Origin of the sequence: Glaciimonas sp. Gout2 (genome assembly GCF_035018905.1) — a bacterium.
GTDB lineage: Bacteria > Pseudomonadota > Gammaproteobacteria > Burkholderiales > Burkholderiaceae_D > Glaciimonas.
Window position 1 is genome coordinate 112,239 of the sequence record NZ_JASJXA010000006.1, and the last position, 17,203, is coordinate 129,441.

16 protein-coding genes are annotated in these 17,203 nt (G+C 53.3%); 5 read left to right on the plus strand and 11 right to left on the minus strand.

Annotation, left to right across the window (positions count from 1 at the left end; translation table 11 throughout):
• Positions 1-80 precede the first annotated feature (80 nt).
• Positions 81-1,052: a sugar ABC transporter substrate-binding protein gene (locus QN379_RS06600; RefSeq protein ID WP_323506297.1), complete on the minus strand. Its 972-nt coding sequence runs from the start codon at positions 1,050-1,052 to the stop codon at positions 81-83.
• A gap of 285 nt (positions 1,053-1,337) precedes the next feature.
• Here QN379_RS06600 and QN379_RS06605 point away from each other — a divergent pair, with 285 nt between their 5' ends.
• Positions 1,338-2,429 carry a porin gene (locus QN379_RS06605; RefSeq protein ID WP_323506298.1) on the plus strand — a complete coding sequence of 364 codons (1,092 nt, stop codon included), beginning with the start codon at positions 1,338-1,340 and terminating at the stop codon, positions 2,427-2,429.
• Positions 2,430-2,531: 102 nt separating this feature from the next.
• Here QN379_RS06605 and QN379_RS06610 read toward each other — a convergent pair whose 3' ends face one another.
• A complete protein-coding gene (locus QN379_RS06610; protein WP_322234650.1) occupies positions 2,532-2,867 on the minus strand; it encodes a hypothetical protein in 336 nt (111 codons plus the stop codon).
• A 484-nt stretch (positions 2,868-3,351) separates the two neighbouring features.
• On the opposite strand from QN379_RS06610, the gene QN379_RS06615 reads away from it, so the two are divergent.
• Together QN379_RS06615 and QN379_RS06620 are read left to right on the plus strand one after the other, a co-directional pair.
• Positions 3,352-4,410, plus strand: a complete 1,059-nt coding sequence (locus QN379_RS06615; RefSeq protein WP_322234649.1) for an XRE family transcriptional regulator — start codon at positions 3,352-3,354, stop codon at positions 4,408-4,410.
• A gap of 166 nt (positions 4,411-4,576) precedes the next feature.
• Positions 4,577-4,900: a hypothetical protein gene (locus QN379_RS06620; RefSeq protein ID WP_322234648.1), complete on the plus strand. Its 324-nt coding sequence runs from the start codon at positions 4,577-4,579 to the stop codon at positions 4,898-4,900.
• Between the two features lie 55 nt (positions 4,901-4,955).
• Here QN379_RS06620 and QN379_RS06625 read toward each other — a convergent pair whose 3' ends face one another.
• From QN379_RS06625 to QN379_RS06660, 8 genes are all read right to left on the minus strand, one after another.
• On the minus strand, positions 4,956-6,041 hold the full coding sequence (locus tag QN379_RS06625) for an alcohol dehydrogenase (protein WP_322234646.1): 1,086 nt from the start codon (positions 6,039-6,041) through the stop codon (positions 4,956-4,958).
• 111 nt (positions 6,042-6,152) lie between these two features.
• Positions 6,153-7,658 carry an aldehyde dehydrogenase family protein gene (locus tag QN379_RS06630; RefSeq protein WP_323506299.1) on the minus strand — a complete coding sequence of 502 codons (1,506 nt, stop codon included), beginning with the start codon at positions 7,656-7,658 and terminating at the stop codon, positions 6,153-6,155.
• A gap of 69 nt (positions 7,659-7,727) precedes the next feature.
• Complete coding sequence (locus QN379_RS06635; protein WP_323506300.1) at positions 7,728-8,912, minus strand: ABC transporter substrate-binding protein; 1,185 nt, start codon at positions 8,910-8,912, stop codon at positions 7,728-7,730.
• A 70-nt stretch (positions 8,913-8,982) separates the two neighbouring features.
• The gene (locus tag QN379_RS06640) at positions 8,983-10,164 is read right to left on the minus strand and encodes an ABC transporter substrate-binding protein (RefSeq protein ID WP_323506301.1); all 1,182 of its coding nucleotides are present in this window, start codon (positions 10,162-10,164) and stop codon (positions 8,983-8,985) included.
• A gap of 21 nt (positions 10,165-10,185) precedes the next feature.
• Entirely contained in the window at positions 10,186-10,977 is a 792-nt protein-coding gene (locus QN379_RS06645; protein ID WP_322234638.1) for an ABC transporter ATP-binding protein, read from the minus strand.
• Positions 10,943-11,641, minus strand: coding sequence for an ABC transporter ATP-binding protein (locus tag QN379_RS06650; RefSeq protein WP_322234636.1), 699 nt, complete (start codon positions 11,639-11,641; stop codon positions 10,943-10,945). The genes QN379_RS06645 and QN379_RS06650 overlap by 35 nt, the downstream gene beginning before the upstream one ends.
• The gene (locus QN379_RS06655; protein ID WP_322234633.1) at positions 11,628-12,668 is read right to left on the minus strand and encodes a branched-chain amino acid ABC transporter permease; all 1,041 of its coding nucleotides are present in this window, start codon (positions 12,666-12,668) and stop codon (positions 11,628-11,630) included. The genes QN379_RS06650 and QN379_RS06655 overlap by 14 nt, the downstream gene beginning before the upstream one ends.
• Entirely contained in the window at positions 12,665-13,537 is an 873-nt protein-coding gene (locus QN379_RS06660; protein ID WP_322234631.1) for a branched-chain amino acid ABC transporter permease, read from the minus strand. Before QN379_RS06660 ends, QN379_RS06655 begins: the two co-directional genes overlap by 4 nt.
• Before the next feature lie 474 nt (positions 13,538-14,011).
• Between QN379_RS06660 and QN379_RS06665 the strand changes: the two genes are divergently transcribed.
• Positions 14,012-14,797 carry an enoyl-CoA hydratase/isomerase family protein gene (locus QN379_RS06665; protein WP_322234629.1) on the plus strand — a complete coding sequence of 262 codons (786 nt, stop codon included), beginning with the start codon at positions 14,012-14,014 and terminating at the stop codon, positions 14,795-14,797.
• A 137-nt stretch (positions 14,798-14,934) separates the two neighbouring features.
• Complete coding sequence (locus tag QN379_RS06670; protein ID WP_322234627.1) at positions 14,935-16,188, plus strand: CaiB/BaiF CoA-transferase family protein; 1,254 nt, start codon at positions 14,935-14,937, stop codon at positions 16,186-16,188.
• Between the two features lie 103 nt (positions 16,189-16,291).
• On the opposite strand, the gene QN379_RS06675 is transcribed toward QN379_RS06670, so the two are convergent.
• Positions 16,292-17,191, minus strand: coding sequence for a MaoC/PaaZ C-terminal domain-containing protein (locus QN379_RS06675; RefSeq protein WP_322234625.1), 900 nt, complete (start codon positions 17,189-17,191; stop codon positions 16,292-16,294).
• Between the last annotated feature and the right edge of the window lie 12 nt (positions 17,192-17,203).

Genomic DNA, 17,203 nt, shown 5'->3' on the forward strand with positions numbered 1-17,203 from the left:
GTTGGGTCGGCTTCTAAATACGCAGCGTTCAAATAAGCTGACTCTCAAATCGATCGCTTACTCGCCAGCCCCGGTTCACATTACTTCATGCCCCAACAAGCGTTCAGGCCAAATGCACTATCTTTGCTGTCGATATTTTTTTGCTTTTTATCGGTAATCAGCATGACGCCGGTATCAACGTAACCGCTGACCTTCTTGCCGGTTTTAATGTAGTCGACACCCGCGTCAACGCCGAGGGACGCCATCCGTAGCGGATACTGCTGGGAAGTCGCCGCAATTACCCCGCCCTTGACATTGCGCACACCGTCGCAACCACCGTCGACAGAGACGATCATCACGCTTTTTTCTTTACCTGCGGCTTTTAAAGCCTTGTAAGCGCCAGCTGCGGCAGGCTCATTAATGGTGTAGACAAGGTTGATCTCGGGATTCTTTTGCAGGCAGTTTTCCATCGCAGTCTGACCTTTAGCCTGATCGCCAAAACTATCCTGCATACAAACGATGCTTGCATCACCTTTTTTGATGCCAAAGCCTTGCAGGAACCCATCATGACGCTGGATGCCGACCGGATGACCAGGAAATAAATCCAGCGTGGCGATCTTGGCCGGTTTGTCACCAAAGGCTGCTTTGGCATATTGACCAACCAGAACGCCAGCCTTGAAGTTATCCGTCGCAAACAGCGCGTCCGCCGCATTTTGCGGGTCAGTCGGACTATCTAAGGTAATCACCATCACGCCTTGGTCACGCGCCTTTTTTAACGCAGGAACGATCGCCTTGGCGTCGCTTGGCGTGATCAGAATAACTTTTGCACCCGCCGCAATCATGTTTTCAATCGCCGCGATCTGACCAGCATTATCGCCGTCGGACTTGCCAGCGGCTGTCAGCAACTTAGCGCCTTTGGCTTTAGCGGCTTCTTGTGCGCCTTCCTTCATTTTTACGAAATACGGATTGGTATCAGTTTTGGTGATCAGCCCGATGATCGGTTGATCAGCGGCAGCGGCCAGTCCTGCGACCATGGTCAAAACAGCTAGGGCAACGCGATTTTTAAGTTTCATTTATGTCTCCTCCGGTTCTAAACAATTAGATAGAAAGCAACGTCAAACAACGTTATCTAAAAAATATTTTATGTTTTATCGATAAGTCCTTTACCGCATTTCTGATTCGTAATATATTCGCATTTAATTAATAAATCAACTGTCTTTATTAATTGTTCGTTGATCACTCTCCTATGAGACGAAGCCTTGTAGGTGAGAAATATTTTATTTAATTGACAATAAAAATCGAGTTACTTAAAGCTCGGAATCGGTGTTTAACACCATGTGTTGTACCTAGGAGATGAAATGAAAACAATTTTCAAAATGCTGCTGGCAAAACCAATCGTTGTCGCTGGCCTACTCGCTTGTGCTTGCATTGGCAACGCGCAAGCGCAAACCAACGTCACGATTTACGGCCGTGTCGTTGACGGCATTAATTATCAAAGTAACCAGCTTACCGGCAGCGTCAATGCCAACAACAAACCCATCGTTGGCGGCAAATGGGGTGTTGATGGCAATGTCTGGGGAACCAGCATGTTCGGCTTTCAAGGCAACGAAGATCTGGGCGGCGGTTTGAAAGCGCTGTTCCAATTGGAAAACGGCTTTGACGGCAGCACTGGCACGGTCAACGGTGGATCGGGTCTGTGGACACGTCGTTCGTTAGTCGGTTTGAGCGGCAGCCTTGGTACTCTGAAAATTGGTCGTGACCTGACACTTCCTAGCGATGTGGTCTGGACGCTGGATTCCGGTGGACAACAAGCAATGGGCACGGCAACGCTGGTAAAAGGACGTAACTGGCCAACCTACAACAACGAAATCGACTACATCTCTCCAACCATTGGCGGCTTCACGGCCCAAGGCGTGTATGGCATGGGTGAAGTGGCTGGCTCGACCAAAAAAGGTAGCACTGGCGGTCTTTCACTGGCTTTCATTCAGCCAAGCTATGAATTGCGCGCGATGTATGACTACGCCAATGACGCGAATGGCCAATACTCTTCCCTGTTTCAATTCTCAAAAGAGTTGACACTAGGCGGTACGATCACAATCGACCGACTGAAGTTATTTGCCGGTTATCAAAATCTATCCGCGCCCGGCATGACCGGCAGCACGGGCAATCCTGACAAGGCGAACCAGATTTGGCTAGGCGCTAACTACCAGTTGTCACCTGCCCTGACCCTGATCGCTGGCGCGTATCACGTCAAGCTGAACCAAAATAGCGGCAGTGCCAACCTGTTCACGCTGGGCACAAACTACAGCTTGTCCAAACGCACTCTGCTGTATGCAAGTATCGGTACTGTACGCAACAGCGCACTCACCAGCTTTGCTGTAGAGACAGGTACTAGCGCTGTTGGCGTCAATCAGAACGCCTTCTATTCGGGCGTCAGCCATTCGTTCTAAGTATTGGTCAACCATTATTCGCCAGGATTATTAGTGAATTTTTGACTGGATTTTGTAAGTGTTTATATTGAAAAAGCCAACCGGTTCGGTTGGCTTTTTCAATTATTTTTCCGTCCTCAGCACACCATGCCGATTTAGATTATCCAACCCATCAATCCGGCTTGACGCAGCATCCGCCAACATCCGTAAAGAGGTGGAAGCCAGCCGCAGCAAACGATCCGTATCAGTAACATCCAACATCGGCGTTGTATCGCTGCCGCGATCCATCGTGCTGAAATGCGCCAGATCAATGCAAGTCTGGAGCCCTTGGCAGACGTCCTTGGTCATCGCAATAAATTGCGCGTGCGGATCGGCTCTGTGATGCAGCGGCAACCATGAAAATGCTTGATGGAGTGGCTCGGGTGCTGTTGACTGGGTCGGTTTGGATGCGTCGGTCATGATGACATCTCCCCAACGGCGTGACAGACTATATCGGATAGGTCTGGCGGCTGTTTAGGAATTCGTCTAATAACGGGTGAACAGAAAGGGTAAGACGTAATGTTAGGCATTATGTTTTCTTTGTGTGTAGTTAATCACCTCCCGTCGTCAAACGGGTGGGCGGTAAATAACAGGGTTGACGAACCGGTACACAAAAGAAAACCGGCAAGCCCGAAGGCTTCCCCACCACCACCGCCCAAAGAGGCACGATACGTACACACGAAAAAAAACCGGCATTGCGCCGTTTGTGTGCTTCTGTGTTGTCAGGTCGTCAAACCAGTTCCCCTTTTTCTAAGGGACTAAAGGAGTATAGAGCATCACGCCAAATTTTGTGAAAGTTGATTGCCGCATTGTGGATTCATGCAAGCCAGCAAAGTCGATTTATGCTGACTGTGGTTGACAAATTAAGAAGAAAAATATATTTTGTCAACCATAGGAGATAACAATGATTGCCGATCGCATTCGACGCGCCAGAATTTTACGGGGTCTGAGCCTTGATGGCTTAGCCCAAAAATTGGGCGACGTGACCAAACAAGGGCTGAGCAAGTACGAACAGGGGAAAGTTACCCCGAACTCAACTCGCCTGATTCAATTGGCCAAAGCGTTAGAGGTAAAACCGGAATATTTTTTCCGCAAAGATTCTGTTTCTCTCGCTCCGCTGGAATTTCGAAAATTGGCAAAAATGCCGCGATATCGTCAGGAGCAAGTGGAAGAGCAAATCCGCGAACATCTTGAACGTTATATCGAACTCGAAAAATGTTTTGACGCCGCCGATAATAGCGTCCCGGTCATGGCTCCTCGATCTATCTCCGTTATCTCAGTTGAGGACGCAGAAAATGCAGCATCAACTCTAAGAGACCAATGGAAGATAGGTGGCGACGCCATCGCCAATCTCACCGAACTGCTCGAAGAGCATGGCATCAAGGTAGCGCTTTTAAGCGGTTGTGATGATTTTGATGGCGCCTGCGCGGCTACCAAAGATGAGGAACATGTGCTGGTGGCACTTAATGCTAGCCGTCCGGGTGAACGCATGCGTTTTACTGCAGCGCACGAACTCGGCCACTGGGTGATGGCACTTCCAGCCTCAATGCCCGAAAAAATAAAAGAACTTTGCTGTCATCGATTTGCCGGAGCGTTCCTCTATCCGGCAGAACGCGTCAAGACTGATTTCGGTCACCATCAGCGCTCTCGGGTTCATCCACGCGAATTGTTGAATGCCAAACAGTTATATGGCGTTTCCATGCAAGTCGTTTTGCGCCGTTTGAAGGACCTCAGTTTGCTCAGCGAGCCTGGGTACAAATCTATCAACATTCAATTCAGCGTGAATGGCTGGCGCAAGAATGAACCTGGTGTGTTCCTATCAGAGCGTCCAAGACGATTTGAATCGCTCGTTTTTTGGGGGCTTGCCGAAGATATTTTCACCCTCTCGCGCGCTGCAGAATTTCTCCAACAACCAGTCGGCACTTTTGACACCAGTTTGTCCGACCCGCTGGGGCGAGAATGAAGCGAATTTATATTAGCGATACAAATATTTGGATAGATTTTAGACATGCAGGGCTTCTGAGCGTGTTATTTCGATTACCTTTCACGCTCTGCTGCACAGATTTTGTACTTTTTGAGTTGAACGACTTTGATCATGAAGCGTAATTGAGCAAGGCCTTCAAATAGAAGTGCTGGACAGTGCGCTCATCTCACGTTTGTCTGAGCTCAACATCGAACAAAACAACAGTTCACTGGCTGACGTGTCGTGTTACCTTCTGGCGAAAGACACAGGTCGCCCCTTGCTGACTGGCGATGGGCAATTGCGACGACAAGCTCAGCAAGACGGTTTGCAGGTATATGGCGCGCTCTGGCTACTTGACCGTCTTGTAGAACATCTAATCATATCCGCCAGACAGGCTGCAAATGGCTTAGACGCGATGCTGGCCTCGGGCGCACGGCTGCCTCAATTCGAATGCAACGCCCGCCTGGCTAAGTGGCGAAACAAACCATAACAGCGCTTCTTGCGACGCGCTGCATTTGTGTATGCACCCGGCGCAACAACCCCCTTCAAGGCACCGTCACCACACGCCCAACAAAACGACGCGCCTCCAGATCATCTAAAATCTCGTTGATCTCGCTCATGGGTCGGGTTGTTACTGGTATCGCGGGCAATCGACCTTCTTGCGCAAATTGCAGCAGCGCTTTCAATTCGTCCAGCGTCCCGACGTGAGAACCACGGATGGTAAGGTTGCGCGGGGACAGCAGCGCCAGCGGAATCTCAAGACTGCCGCCCATCATCCCGACAATAACAATCACCGTGCCTTTGACTGCGACGGCCATTGCCAGCTCCGCGGTTTCCCTTGATCCGACAAAATCGATGATCCCGCGAATCGGTCCTCCGGCTGCCAGTTTGAGGGCGGCGGCGGCCTCGGGTGTCCGGGTATCAAATACAAGCTGCGCGCCTTGTTGCGTTGCCGCCGCCAGCTTGATTGGATCAAGATCGGCGACGACCAGCACGGCGTCCGTCACTAAAGGCGCAATCGCAATCGATGCCAATCCCAAGCCACCCGCACCGATGATCAACAGGCGATCATTGGCTGACATGTGCGGCATTTTTTTGAGAGCGCCGTATGCGGTCAGGCCCGAGCAGGCGAAGGTGGATGCCAGTTTGAGATCGACATTGCCGGTTGGCACGACATATCTGCCCTTCGGTACGATGACGTACTCGGCAAAACCGCCGTCGCGGCGCGTTCCCAGACTGCGTTGCGCCTCGCAATCGGTATCGCGTTCTTCAAGGCAAGCGGTGCAAACCCCGCAGCCTATCCACGGATAGACCACGACTGGCGTTCCGACTTCCGGGCCTACCGCTTGGGGGCCGAGTGCCGCGACCGTACCGGCCATTTCGTGCCCTAGCGTCAATGGCAATTTTGAGCCGAACTGCTCGGCGGTCAGGCGTCGCCCTCCTCCGAGGTCAAAAAACCCGTCGCGTATATGCAAGTCACTATGGCAAACGCCCGCTGCCGCTATCTTTACCAGGACTTCTTCCCCTTGCGGCTCTGGCTTTTCGCGCAGGCGCAACTGGAGCGGTTTGCCCCATTCAACGATTTGGTAGCTATTCATGGCATCACCTGATTCTGCGTTGTTATCGGTCATTTCACGGGTTTCGTTTTATTTTTACGCTTATCGTCAATCGATTCAACGAGCAGATTGATCTGATCGTTGAATCATTTTTTCCACCAACACGCAAGGTCTGCATGGAGAGGCTCAGTCCGTTCTGATCACTACCGACTTGGTGCTCAGGTAGTAGTCGAGATGCTCAGTGCCTGATTCACGTCCGTAGCCACTCATCTTGTAACCGCCAAAAGGAATCGCGGCATCCAGTTGCAGATAGCAATTCACCCAGACTGTGCCAGCTTGCAGCGCTGCCGCCATCCGATGGGCCTTGCTGAGATCGCGGGTCCATACACCAGCACCAAGACCATACGGTGTGTTATTTGAACGCCGGATTACTTCTTCGATATCGTCAAAAGGCATGGCGCTGACAACAGGCCCGAAGATTTCCTCGCGAACGATTTGCATATCGTCTTTGGCGTTAGCAAACACAGTCGGCTGCACGAAGCAACCGTTGGACAATGCGCCATCCAGTGCGCGCGCACCGCCGACAATCGGGTTGGCGCCCGCTGCAATACCACTGTCGATGTAACGCATTACCCGCTCCAGCTGCTGGGTCGATGCCAGCGGTCCCATTTCGGTCGCGCGATCCTGCGGCATTCCGACGACCATCTTGCGACCGATATCCGCGACCCGATGAATAAACTCATCGTAAATTTTTCGCTCTACAAACAAGCGGGTGCCAGCGACGCAAATCTGACCACAGTTGGTGAAAACCGCATTCGCCGCACCGATAACTGCGGCATCAAGATCGGCATCGGCGAACACAATGTTGGGCGACTTACCGCCAAGTTCGAGCGATAAGCGTTTAAGGTTCCCTGCCGATGCCCGCACGATCGCCTGTCCGGTTTCGGTCGAACCGGTGAAAGCAACTTTGTCGACGCCGGGATGGGCAGCCAACGCCGCACCCGCTTCACCAGCGCCGGTGACAACATTAAATGCGCCCGGTGGGAATCCAGCCTCCGCGATCAGCTCTGCCAGCAACAGGGAAGACAAGCAAGCCTGCTCCGCTGGCTTGAGAACCACGGTGCAGCCAGTTGCCAGCGCCGGCGCGACCTTCCAGATGGCCTGACTTAAGGGGCCATTCCAAGGAATGATGGCACCCACAACGCCCACCGGTTCTTTGACGGTGTACGACAGGACTGCGCCGGGTATCGAATTTTGGATAGTCTGACCATGAATGGCCGTGGCAAGTCCGGCGTAAAAGCGAATCATGCCTAGCACGCGCTGCTGACCCGCAGTGCTACGCGTAATCGGCATGCCCATTTCCAAGGTGTCGAGTAGCGCAAATTGCGCGTATTCACGTTCCACCAGATCCGCCAGACGCAACAGCAAACGTTGTCGTTCGATCGGTTTGGTTTTACCCCATGCCCCTTCAAAAGCCTGCCGCGCTGCGATCACCGCAGCCTCAATATCGGCTGCGCCACCATCTGCAATATTTGCCAACAGCTCGCCAGTGGCGGGGTCGGTAGTGGGAAAGGTCTGCCCTGATTGTGCGGCCACCCAGCGACCGTCGATGAACAAGCGCTTTTCTGCCATGGTCTCGATGAAGCGAGGGCGGGGCAGGATGGAAGCTGTAGTTGATGAAAAATTGGCCATTTTTAGTACCAGGTGAGAGGGTAATCATTTGAAACTCAGGGCAGCGGAGTGAAACAACCGCCTGAAAATTTACATCTTGCATTCGGTATTCAGTTCGGGACTGATCTTTGCCATTGATTCCACCGATTTGAGCGTCAAGTCGCCCTTGCCGTCGCCCACCTTGATGGCCTGCGTGATGACGAGAGAACGCAGAAGCTGGTGATCCGCTGCCCGCATCTCGACATCGCCCGCGATAGTGGCGGCTTTTAGGCCAGCCAGTGCTGTCCTCACGGCGGCGACGTCGGTGGACTTTGCCTTGAGTATGGCTTGGTTTAACAGTTCGAAAGAAAGGTAGGTATCGGCATCAACAAAGGTCGGTTTACGATTGAAACGGGCTTCGAAGGCCTTCACGAAGGCAGCATTGCGTGCTCCCGGCATGGACCAGAAGTAGCTTTGCGGCGTCAACATGCCGGCAGTGGCATCCCCTTGCGCGGCGATGATGGTTTCATTGGTGGAAAATACCGAAAATACCGATTTGTACTTAGCAAATAAACCGAATGGTTGCTGCTGCTTTGCCAGAACTATGCCAGCCGTGCCCGGTGCCAGCACCATCAAGCCATCGGCAGGCTTAACAAGTAGTTGAGAGATGTAGCTGCCAACGTCGGCCACGGATGGGGAAACAAACAGGGTTTTCTGGACAGTACCGCCGTTTTCTTGCACCAGCGCGGTAAAGCGTTTGGCGTAATCATGGCCTAGTGCGTAGTCGCCCATGAAAAGATCCCAGGATTTTGTTCCGCTATCTTTTAACAGGGCGCGCACGCCGTTGATGAAGGTGGTGTCATTGAGCCCGACGCGGAAATAATTTTTCTGACAATTCTTGCCGGTCAGATCATCCGATGCGGCAGTGGAGTCGAGGAACAGCACGTTCATGGCCGATAACTTTGGAGACAGCGCAAGTGACGTGCTTGAACTACTCAGCCCAGCGATAAAAGATACACCCTGCTGCTCGGCGAGGCGCGTGGCGGCCGCAATTGCGGTAGCCGGTGCGCCTGAATGATACTGGGTGACCAGTTCATATTTGCGTCCAAGTGCACCGCCCTGCGCATTGAGCGTTTCCACCGCAAGCGTCGCGCCATCCTTGACGAACGGCGCAAACACCGCGAATGGTCCGGCGTCAAAATTAATCAGGCCAAGTTTGATTGTCTCTTGCGCAAAGGCGCTGCCCTGCACCATCACCATTGCTGTCGCTGCAATTACCAACATTTTTCTTATCATGTTTGCGTCTCCTTGTTAAGTAGAAAATACAGCGTGGTCGCGTTGCGGCCACGTGCGTCATTTTGCATTCCTACATCTTGCATTCGCTGCTTGCCTCGGGTGCCGCTTGCGCTACCGGCTCGACTGACTTCAGGACGAAGTCGCCCTTGCCCTCACCTGCTTTTACTGCCTGCACCACTACCAGCGGACGCAACAGTTGATGATCGGCGGCACGCATTTCGACATCACCCACGATGGACATCATTTTCAAGCCAGCCAGCGCCGTGCGAACCGCCACCAAATCGGTTGACTTTGCCTTGGCAATAGCGGCGTTCAGGACTTCAAATGACATGTAAGCGTCCGCATCAAGATAGGTCGGTTTGCGCTTGAAACGTGCCTCGAACGCCTTGACGAAAGCCGCATTCCGACTGCCTGGCATGGACCAGTAATAGCTTTGCGTGGACACCATGCCAGCCGTTGTATCGCCTTGGGCGCTGATGATTGTGTCGTTGGTGGAATACACCGATAGCACAGACTTGTACTTGGAAAACAGGCCGAACGGTTGTTGTTGCTTGGCCAGCGTAATGCCGCCGGTTCCCGGATAGACCACCATCAGGCCATCGGCCGGCTTGACCAGTAATTGGGAGATATAACTGCCCACGTCGGGCGCTGTCATGGACGGGAATAGTGTTTTTTGAACCGAACCGCCTTTTTCCTGCACCAATGCCGAAAACCGTTTGGCATAGTCGTGACCGAGCGCGTAATCGCCCATGAGCAAATCCCACGATTTAGTGCCGCTCTCCTTGAGCAAGGTGCGGAAGCCTTTGATGTAGTAACCGTCACTGACGCCAATGCGAAAATAATTAGGCTGGCAATTTTTTCCTGTCAGGTCATCCGCGGCAGCGGTTGTATCCAGAAATAGGGCATTCATGGATGCCAACTTGGGCGCCAGACCGAGCGACGTGCTGGAACTGCTCAAACCTGCTATAAACGTAACGCCTTGCTGCTCTACCAGCCGATTGACGGCAGCAATCGCTGCGGCAGGTGTACCGACGTGATTCTGGGTGATCAACGCGTATTTGCGACCGAGTACGCCGCCCTGCGCATTCAGCGTTTCAATGGCAAACGTGGCACCATCCTGCACGAACGGTGCCAAAACGGTGAATGGGCCGGAGTCGATATTGACCAATCCGACCTTGATGGTCTCCTGCGCTAACACGCTGCCTTGCATCACCGTCGTGGCAACCACTATTGCCAACAGCTTTTTTATCATCGTTGTCCCCATTTTTTTTAGTTAAAAAGCCAGCGCAGCGCTGTGCTGCGCCGAGTCAATATTGTCGGTCTGACCACGATCAATGATTTCGCCCTTAGCCATCACCACGAAGCGCTGGCTAATCCGCCGTACCAGATTCAGGTGTTGCTCAACCATCAGGATGCCAGTCCCAGCGGCGCAAATCTGGTTGAATACCCGTGCCAGATCGTCCACCAGCACTGGCGATAAACCTTCAGAAGGTTCATCCAGCAACAACACGCGCGGGTTGCCCAGCAGGGCACGGCCCACCGCTAACATCTGTTGCTGGCCGCCGCTAAGCGCGTTGCCCATCTTGTCGCGTCGCTCCTGCAATATTGGAAACAGGCGGTTGACCGTCTCAACAGTCCAATGTCCCTTGCGCCCGCAGGCTGCGCCAAGCAATAAATTTTCACCTACTGTCAGATGCGGGAGGATCATGCGACCTTGCGGTGAAATCGTGACGCCCTGCTTGGCCGCTGCGTATGCCGGGAGCTTGTTGAGCAGACTTCCGCCGACCTCAATGGAGCCGCCACTGATCGTAGTAGCGCCAAAAAATGACATGAGTAAGGTCGACTTGCCTGCACCGTTTTTCCCCACTACGGCCACTGCCTCGCCCTCGTCAATATCGAGATCAATATCCCGCAGCACGACTGATTTGCCGTAGCCTGCGCGGAGGCCCCTAACCCGGATAAAGCTCATGCCGGGCTCCGGTGGACTGGCCGGATCGGCCTGAAAGCCGTGCTGATCATCGGATTTGATTTCATGCTTCGGTTCCAAGGTAGGCGGTGATGACACGTGGATCGGCACGCACTTCGGCAGGTGAGCCGGTCGCCAGCAATCTGCCGAGGTCAATCGCGGTGATGGAATCGCAAAATCGGAACACGGCATCCACGTCGTGCTCGACCACTACGGCCGTGACATTTCGCTCCCGTACTATCTTGACCAGATGTTCGAATAATATGATGGTCTCGGCAGTTGACAGACCAGCGGCGGGTTCGTCGAGCAACATCAGACTTGGCTTGCCAATTAGGGCTAGCGCGATATCCACCCGACGTTGGTCGCCGTAGGCAATGCTGTCAGCGATCTGGTCGTAGACTGCGCCCAACTGAAGCGTATCAACGATGCCGCGCAAGTCGGTCTCACAGAGTTGCTTGCTTACCAGTTCCAGTTGCTCACCTACGCTGATGCCGGGAAAGATGCTGGTGCGCTGAAATGAGCGTGACATACCAAGACGACGACGCCAGATGACGGAGCGGTCAGTGATATCCTGCCCGTCAACAAATACGCGTCCGCGCGTCAACTTGCAGCGGCCAGTGATGGCGTCCATCAGCGTGGATTTGCCAGCACCGTTGGGGCCGATTATTCCATGTAGCACGCCACGCTGGGCGATGTCGAGGTTGATACCTTCGAGCGCCTTGACACTGCCATAAGAAACGCCGAGATCTTCAATGCGCAACATGATGGCGTCCTGTAATGCGACGTAAGCCGCGGCGAATAAATCCCATCATCCCTTCGGGGAAAGCAGCGATAACCAGCACTACGCTTATACCGGTCAGTAACTCAAGGTTACCGCTCGCGCCAAAGCGATCCTGTCCAACTACAAAGAGTAATGCGCCCAACACCGGACCACCAACGGTGGCTGAGCCACCGACAAGCATGGCAACCAGCGTATTGCTACCGGTTGCAAAGTCAAGCAGCTCGGGCGATGCAAAAGCCATATTCAAGGCCATCAGCAAACCGGAAACGGAAGCAATAAAGCCAGCCAGAGCGAAGGCGAATACACGTGGCAAGTAAGTGTTGAAGCCAGAAAACCGCATGCGCTCTTCGTTAGCGCGGGTTGCGCGCAAGATTTGTCCGGTGCGCGAGCGACCGACCACCCATGCCAGCAACATGACGCCGCACAAGGCGAGCCATGCCACCGGCCAGAAAGTGCTCGGTCGGGAAAGCTGCGCCTGATTCAGGCCAAAGAACAATCCGTCCCATTGCATCGTGAGTCCATCGTCACCACCCGTGACGGATCTGAAATCGGTCAGCATGACAAGAGAGCGCAGCATTTGCGCCAGCGCTAGCGTCAGCATCGCAAAAGGCAACGGTCGGGCACGCACCACTAATGCACCGATCAGCACACTCAATAGCGTAGCTGCAAGCAGACAAAATACTGCGGCCGCCGTGACGTTCCATCCGAACTGTGTCACTGCAATGCCGAACAAGTACGTAGCGCCGCCGGTGAAACCCGCAGCGCCAAACATGATGAGCCCGCATTGATGGGCCAGAAATCCAATCGATATCGCGGCAACTCCCAACACGATTGTATTGATCATCAGCCCCAGATAAAAGCTGCTGCTGACGAGCGAGGGAATGAACAAGCCCAGGATGACAAGTGCCGTCACGATCAAAGCAGCCTTCAGCGATCCGGATAGCGTATTGCGCGGGGCGATCGCTGGCAATTTAACCTCGACGCCCAATGTTGGTGTTGAGCGCGTCATGCGACCCTTCCTCGTCCAAACCCCTGCGGGCGGCATAGCAACACAAAAAATAGCAGTAGGTAAGGCGCTAGCACAGCCAGTGTCGGTGAGATGACCGCGCCGATGACCTGGATAAATCCATACACCACAGCCGCAGCGATTGCACCACCAATACTGCCTAGCCCGCCGATAACGACGATAATCAGACAACTGATCAGCACGTTCGCGCCCATACTGGGATCGACCGAAAGATAAGGTCCGGCCAGCACGCCAGCCAGTCCGGCAAAGCCGGTACCGAGGCATACCACAACGAGTCCAAGACGATCAGTATTGACGCCCATCATGCGAGCAACCAGTGGTTGCTGACTGACGGCACGCACATGCATGCCCGAGCGGGTCCACTTAAGCCAAATAGCCAGTGCCAGACACGTACCAAATCCCACCACAATCAGGAATATTCTATAAGCCGGATAAGGATGACCGAAAAGGTCGATGGCCTTCGACAGTGATAGTGGTGCTTGTACCGACAGTGGTGAAGTACCCCAGATGCGCGTCACCAGCTTGACCAGGATCAGGGCCAGACCAAAAGTGACTAGCGCCACCTCCATCTGCGAACGATTTTTAAATGCGCGCATGACACCATACTCAAATGCTAGTCCCACCAGCGCCAGTAGAATCGGAACAATCAAGAGTGCAACCCAAAAACCGAACAAGCCCGAGAATGTGTAGCCGAGGTAAGCACCAAGCATGTACAGCGCACCGTGGGCGAAATTCATCACGTCACGCAAACCGAAGATCAATGCGAGGCCGCTGGCCAGGATCGTCAACAATGATGACAGCGCGAGCGCATTACCCAACTGAACCACATTAAAAAGTTGCGATAATTCCATATCAGCTGCGGTACGCGGCAAACGCAGTGGCAGCAACGGCAGACGAATGCCTCACGGAAGCGCTTGCTAAAAGGGCTGGAATCACAAGATGCCGGGCGAGCCGAGCGGAACATAACATAGCGTCTCCTTTCTCATTTTTATAGTTTTCTGGACCAATTCCGCAGTGCGATTGGGATGCAGTGAGTCCTGTGCCAAAATATTACTGCCGTCCCTTTACGAAAACAAATAAAATAATCTGAAGCATTGTTCAGTTTTTATGTTTTCAATATCGGCGTTTGAGAGCGCATCATCAGCAAGCCGGAGACACCGTTTTAGAGCTAAAAGACTTCCCCGACTCATTAGTTAAGTTTAATAATGCTTCGCATTATTTGACTTGTTGCATGGTCACGCTAAACTTATCATTTCGCATCACGGCACAGAGCTACTAGACGATTCCACCTGAATCCCGGTTCTCGCACGTAAAGGAAATCAGCCATGTCAGTCATTCAATACGAGGTTCGGGATAACATTGCCGAGATTCTGTTCAATAATCCGCCGGTCAATGCCATTACGCGGGAATTGATGGACAGTTTTCTGGCAATGCTCAGGCAGGCGGGACAAGACAGCGAAGTGCGGGCTGTCATCATTGGTAGTGCCATACCCGGACGGTTTTGCGCTGGTCAGGATTTGGGTGATTTCCTGAGAAGTTCTCCGACGCAATTTCATGAAGCGGTGCAAAAGCTTTACGTCGAGTTGTGCGATGTACAGTTCAATCTGGGCAAGCCATCGATTGCGGCGATTGCGGGTACGACGCGCGGCGGTGGCATGTCCGTGGCGATCACCTGCGACATGATTGTTGCAGCGGATACTGCCACCTTTGGCTATCCGGAATTGGATATCGGGTTGCTACCCGCTGTCCACTACACCCATTTGCACCGGCTGGTGGGACGCTATCGTGCATTCGATCTGCTGTTCACCGGTAGATCGTTTGATGCACAGGAAGCCTTGCAACTGGGCTTGGTTAGCCGCATTGCTCCGGCCGCTGATTTACTAAACGAAGCACGCAAGCTGGCAAAGGTGTTGGCGGACAAATCACCAGAGCTGATGAAGCTCGGGAAAACCGCGTTCACCCGCGCCATTGATGGCGATTACCGACAAGGCGTGGCGGCAGCGGTGAATCTCGCCTGTACCGTCTTTGGCACCGACGATGCGAAAGAAGGCCTGTCTGCATTTGTAGAGAAACGCAAACCAGTGTGGAAAAAGCCATCATCAGGTCGCTAAATAAGCAGCTAAACGACGACTGCTGATGCATTGTCAACGAGCTTAATGGTCGCCTGCATCAAGTACCCACCCCTTTTTAAGCCTTTGGTCTGCGACGGCAATTGGTCCATCTATAAGTTCTTCGAGCAAAGGCAAGCATGAAGCAAGCTGAAAATTCCTCCACCGGTGCTAAAGGCGCGCTTGATGGCGTGCGCGTCCTGGATCTGTCACGGGTTTTGGCAGGACCGTTGTCGGCGCAGGTGCTGGCCGACCTCGGCGCGGATGTGATCAAGGTCGAGCGTCCTGACAGCGGCGACGACTCGCGCCAATGGGCACCTCCTTTTGTGGCAGGTGCGCCGCAGACACCACTCGATGAATCGGCTTATTTCTGGTCCTGCAATCGCGGCAAACGCTCCATCGGCATCAATCTCGCCACGCAAAGCGGCCGTAAGCTGATTGCACGCCTTGCAGCCGAAAGTGATGTACTCATTGAAAATTATAAGGTTGGCACGCTGGAGCGTTACGGCTTAGGATATGCCGCTCTGTCAAAGATTAATCCCAAACTTATCTACTGCTCCATCACTGGCTTCGGTCAGACCGGCCCGTATAGTGCGCGGCCCGGATATGACACCATCGTGCAGGCTATGGGCGGATTGATGAGCCTGACCGGCAATCCGGACGGCACGCCGGGCGCTGGCCCGCGTAAGGCTGGTGTGGCGGTCTCAGACCTGATGACCGCCTTGTATTCTTCCGTCGCCATTTTGGCGGCCCTGAACGAGCGCCATAGTTCTGGCCTGGGTCAATACATCGACATGTCACTACTCGATGTACAGGTTTCGGCGCTGTCTAATCTCGGCATGAACTACCTGGCCACTGGCGATGTGCCACAACGTGCCGGCAATCGACTGGCATCGGTGTACCCGAGTGATAGCTTCGCCTGCAGTGATGGGGACCTGATGCTAATTGTAGGAAACGATGGGCAGTTTCGAAACTTTTGTAAGGCAATGGAAATGCCGGGTGTGGCCGAAGATCCCCGTTTCTGCAGAAACGAATTGCGTATGCGCAACGCAAATATCCTATCCGGACTGGTTTCCGCAGCAATGGCCAAACGCACAATGGCAGAATGCCAGGCCTTGCTGGATGCAGCCGGTGTTCCGGCAAGTCCGATCAATAATTTAAAACAGGTTTTTGCTAATCCACAGGTCATCGCCCGCGAGATGGTGCGCGACCTTAGCACGACGGATGGCCGTCAGGTGCGTGCGATAGCGAGCCCTATCCGGATGTCACGCACGCCGCCGACGTATCGCCGCGATCCGCCCAAGCTCGGTGAGCACAACGCTGAAGTTCTTCGTGACGTACTTGGATTGACAGAGCAGGAATGCGAGGACTTAAAGCTGGATGGGGCGATCTGACCGATATCTGGCATCAGGCTGCTGCCTGAGGCCAGATCAACGAATCAAACCGGTCCGGGACAAATCCGCATTCATTCTGCTTCGTTAGTCTACGCTGGCTCGCTCAAGCTATGTCAGCCGTGCCTGTAGCGATCACGATTGTATTGCGATCAGGTAGAAGACAGCGATAATGCAAAACGTCACTGTCTTTCCATATTTCAGTACGAATTGTTTCTCCGGGAAAAACCGGTGCCAGAAACCGAATTCCGAGTGTCTTTAAGGCATCCGCATTGTTTTCGCAACAGACGGCCATGATCGCTCTGGCTACGATTCCATACGTGCAAAGCCCATGCATTATGGGACGCGAGAACCCGGCTGCGCGTGCAGCTTGCGGGTCAGCATGTAGCGGATTCGGGTCTGCACTAAGCCTATAAATCAATGAAGCCTGTGGTAATGAGGCAATGTCGACGGAATAATCGGCGTCACGTTGCAGCCATGGAGCGGTGGCAGGTGACTTCGACAATGGCGAAGGCGCAGATGCTACGGGACTGTGCAAATTGGCGGAATTTGTCGAAAATCCACCATCCGCCCGACACACCGTCCGATGCTCAATAGACGCTAAAAGAACACCGGTATCATCGTTATAAATATCACGCTCAAAGATAAGTAAGGCACCTTTTTCCGGCCCCTTATCAATCAAATCAACGACGCGGCTTTGGCCACGGACGTTTCCTTTTGCAGGAAGCGGCGCATGAAAAATGACTTTGTGTTCGCCATGCACCGCTTTTGAGGCATCGATACCGGTGCGGGGATCGGTGATCCAAAAGCCTGGATAACACAACGTCGTTGCCAAAGTAGGAACCGCCTGCATCCCTTTTTCATACACAAACCGTAGCTCGTCAGGACTATTCGGCTGGCTGCCATACCCTAATGCCAACGCATACAGGATGGCGTCCTTTTCCGAGTAAGTCTGCCGCACCACTGGCGAGGACCAATTTTTTACGAAATCAACGTTGATCGCCATGACAACTCACTT

What these genes read in the sequence shown, in the direction of transcription:
- QN379_RS06600 (WP_323506297.1), bottom strand. Translation starts at nt 1,052, where the DNA reads ATGAAACTTAAAAATCGCGTTGCCCTAGCTGTTTTGACCATGGTCGCA.
- QN379_RS06605 (WP_323506298.1), top strand. Translation starts at nt 1,338, where the DNA reads ATGAAAACAATTTTCAAAATGCTGCTGGCAAAACCAATCGTTGTCGCT.
- QN379_RS06610 (WP_322234650.1), bottom strand. Translation starts at nt 2,867, where the DNA reads ATGACCGACGCATCCAAACCGACCCAGTCAACAGCACCCGAGCCACTC.
- QN379_RS06615 (WP_322234649.1), top strand. Translation starts at nt 3,352, where the DNA reads ATGATTGCCGATCGCATTCGACGCGCCAGAATTTTACGGGGTCTGAGC.
- QN379_RS06625 (WP_322234646.1), bottom strand. Translation starts at nt 6,041, where the DNA reads ATGACCGATAACAACGCAGAATCAGGTGATGCCATGAATAGCTACCAA.
- QN379_RS06630 (WP_323506299.1), bottom strand. Translation starts at nt 7,658, where the DNA reads ATGGCCAATTTTTCATCAACTACAGCTTCCATCCTGCCCCGCCCTCGC.
- QN379_RS06635 (WP_323506300.1), bottom strand. Translation starts at nt 8,912, where the DNA reads ATGATAAGAAAAATGTTGGTAATTGCAGCGACAGCAATGGTGATGGTG.
- QN379_RS06640 (WP_323506301.1), bottom strand. Translation starts at nt 10,164, where the DNA reads ATGATAAAAAAGCTGTTGGCAATAGTGGTTGCCACGACGGTGATGCAA.
- QN379_RS06650 (WP_322234636.1), bottom strand. Translation starts at nt 11,641, where the DNA reads ATGTTGCGCATTGAAGATCTCGGCGTTTCTTATGGCAGTGTCAAGGCG.
- QN379_RS06655 (WP_322234633.1), bottom strand. Translation starts at nt 12,668, where the DNA reads ATGACGCGCTCAACACCAACATTGGGCGTCGAGGTTAAATTGCCAGCG.
- QN379_RS06660 (WP_322234631.1), bottom strand. Translation starts at nt 13,537, where the DNA reads ATGGAATTATCGCAACTTTTTAATGTGGTTCAGTTGGGTAATGCGCTC.
- QN379_RS06665 (WP_322234629.1), top strand. Translation starts at nt 14,012, where the DNA reads ATGTCAGTCATTCAATACGAGGTTCGGGATAACATTGCCGAGATTCTG.
- QN379_RS06670 (WP_322234627.1), top strand. Translation starts at nt 14,935, where the DNA reads ATGAAGCAAGCTGAAAATTCCTCCACCGGTGCTAAAGGCGCGCTTGAT.
- QN379_RS06675 (WP_322234625.1), bottom strand. Translation starts at nt 17,191, where the DNA reads ATGGCGATCAACGTTGATTTCGTAAAAAATTGGTCCTCGCCAGTGGTG.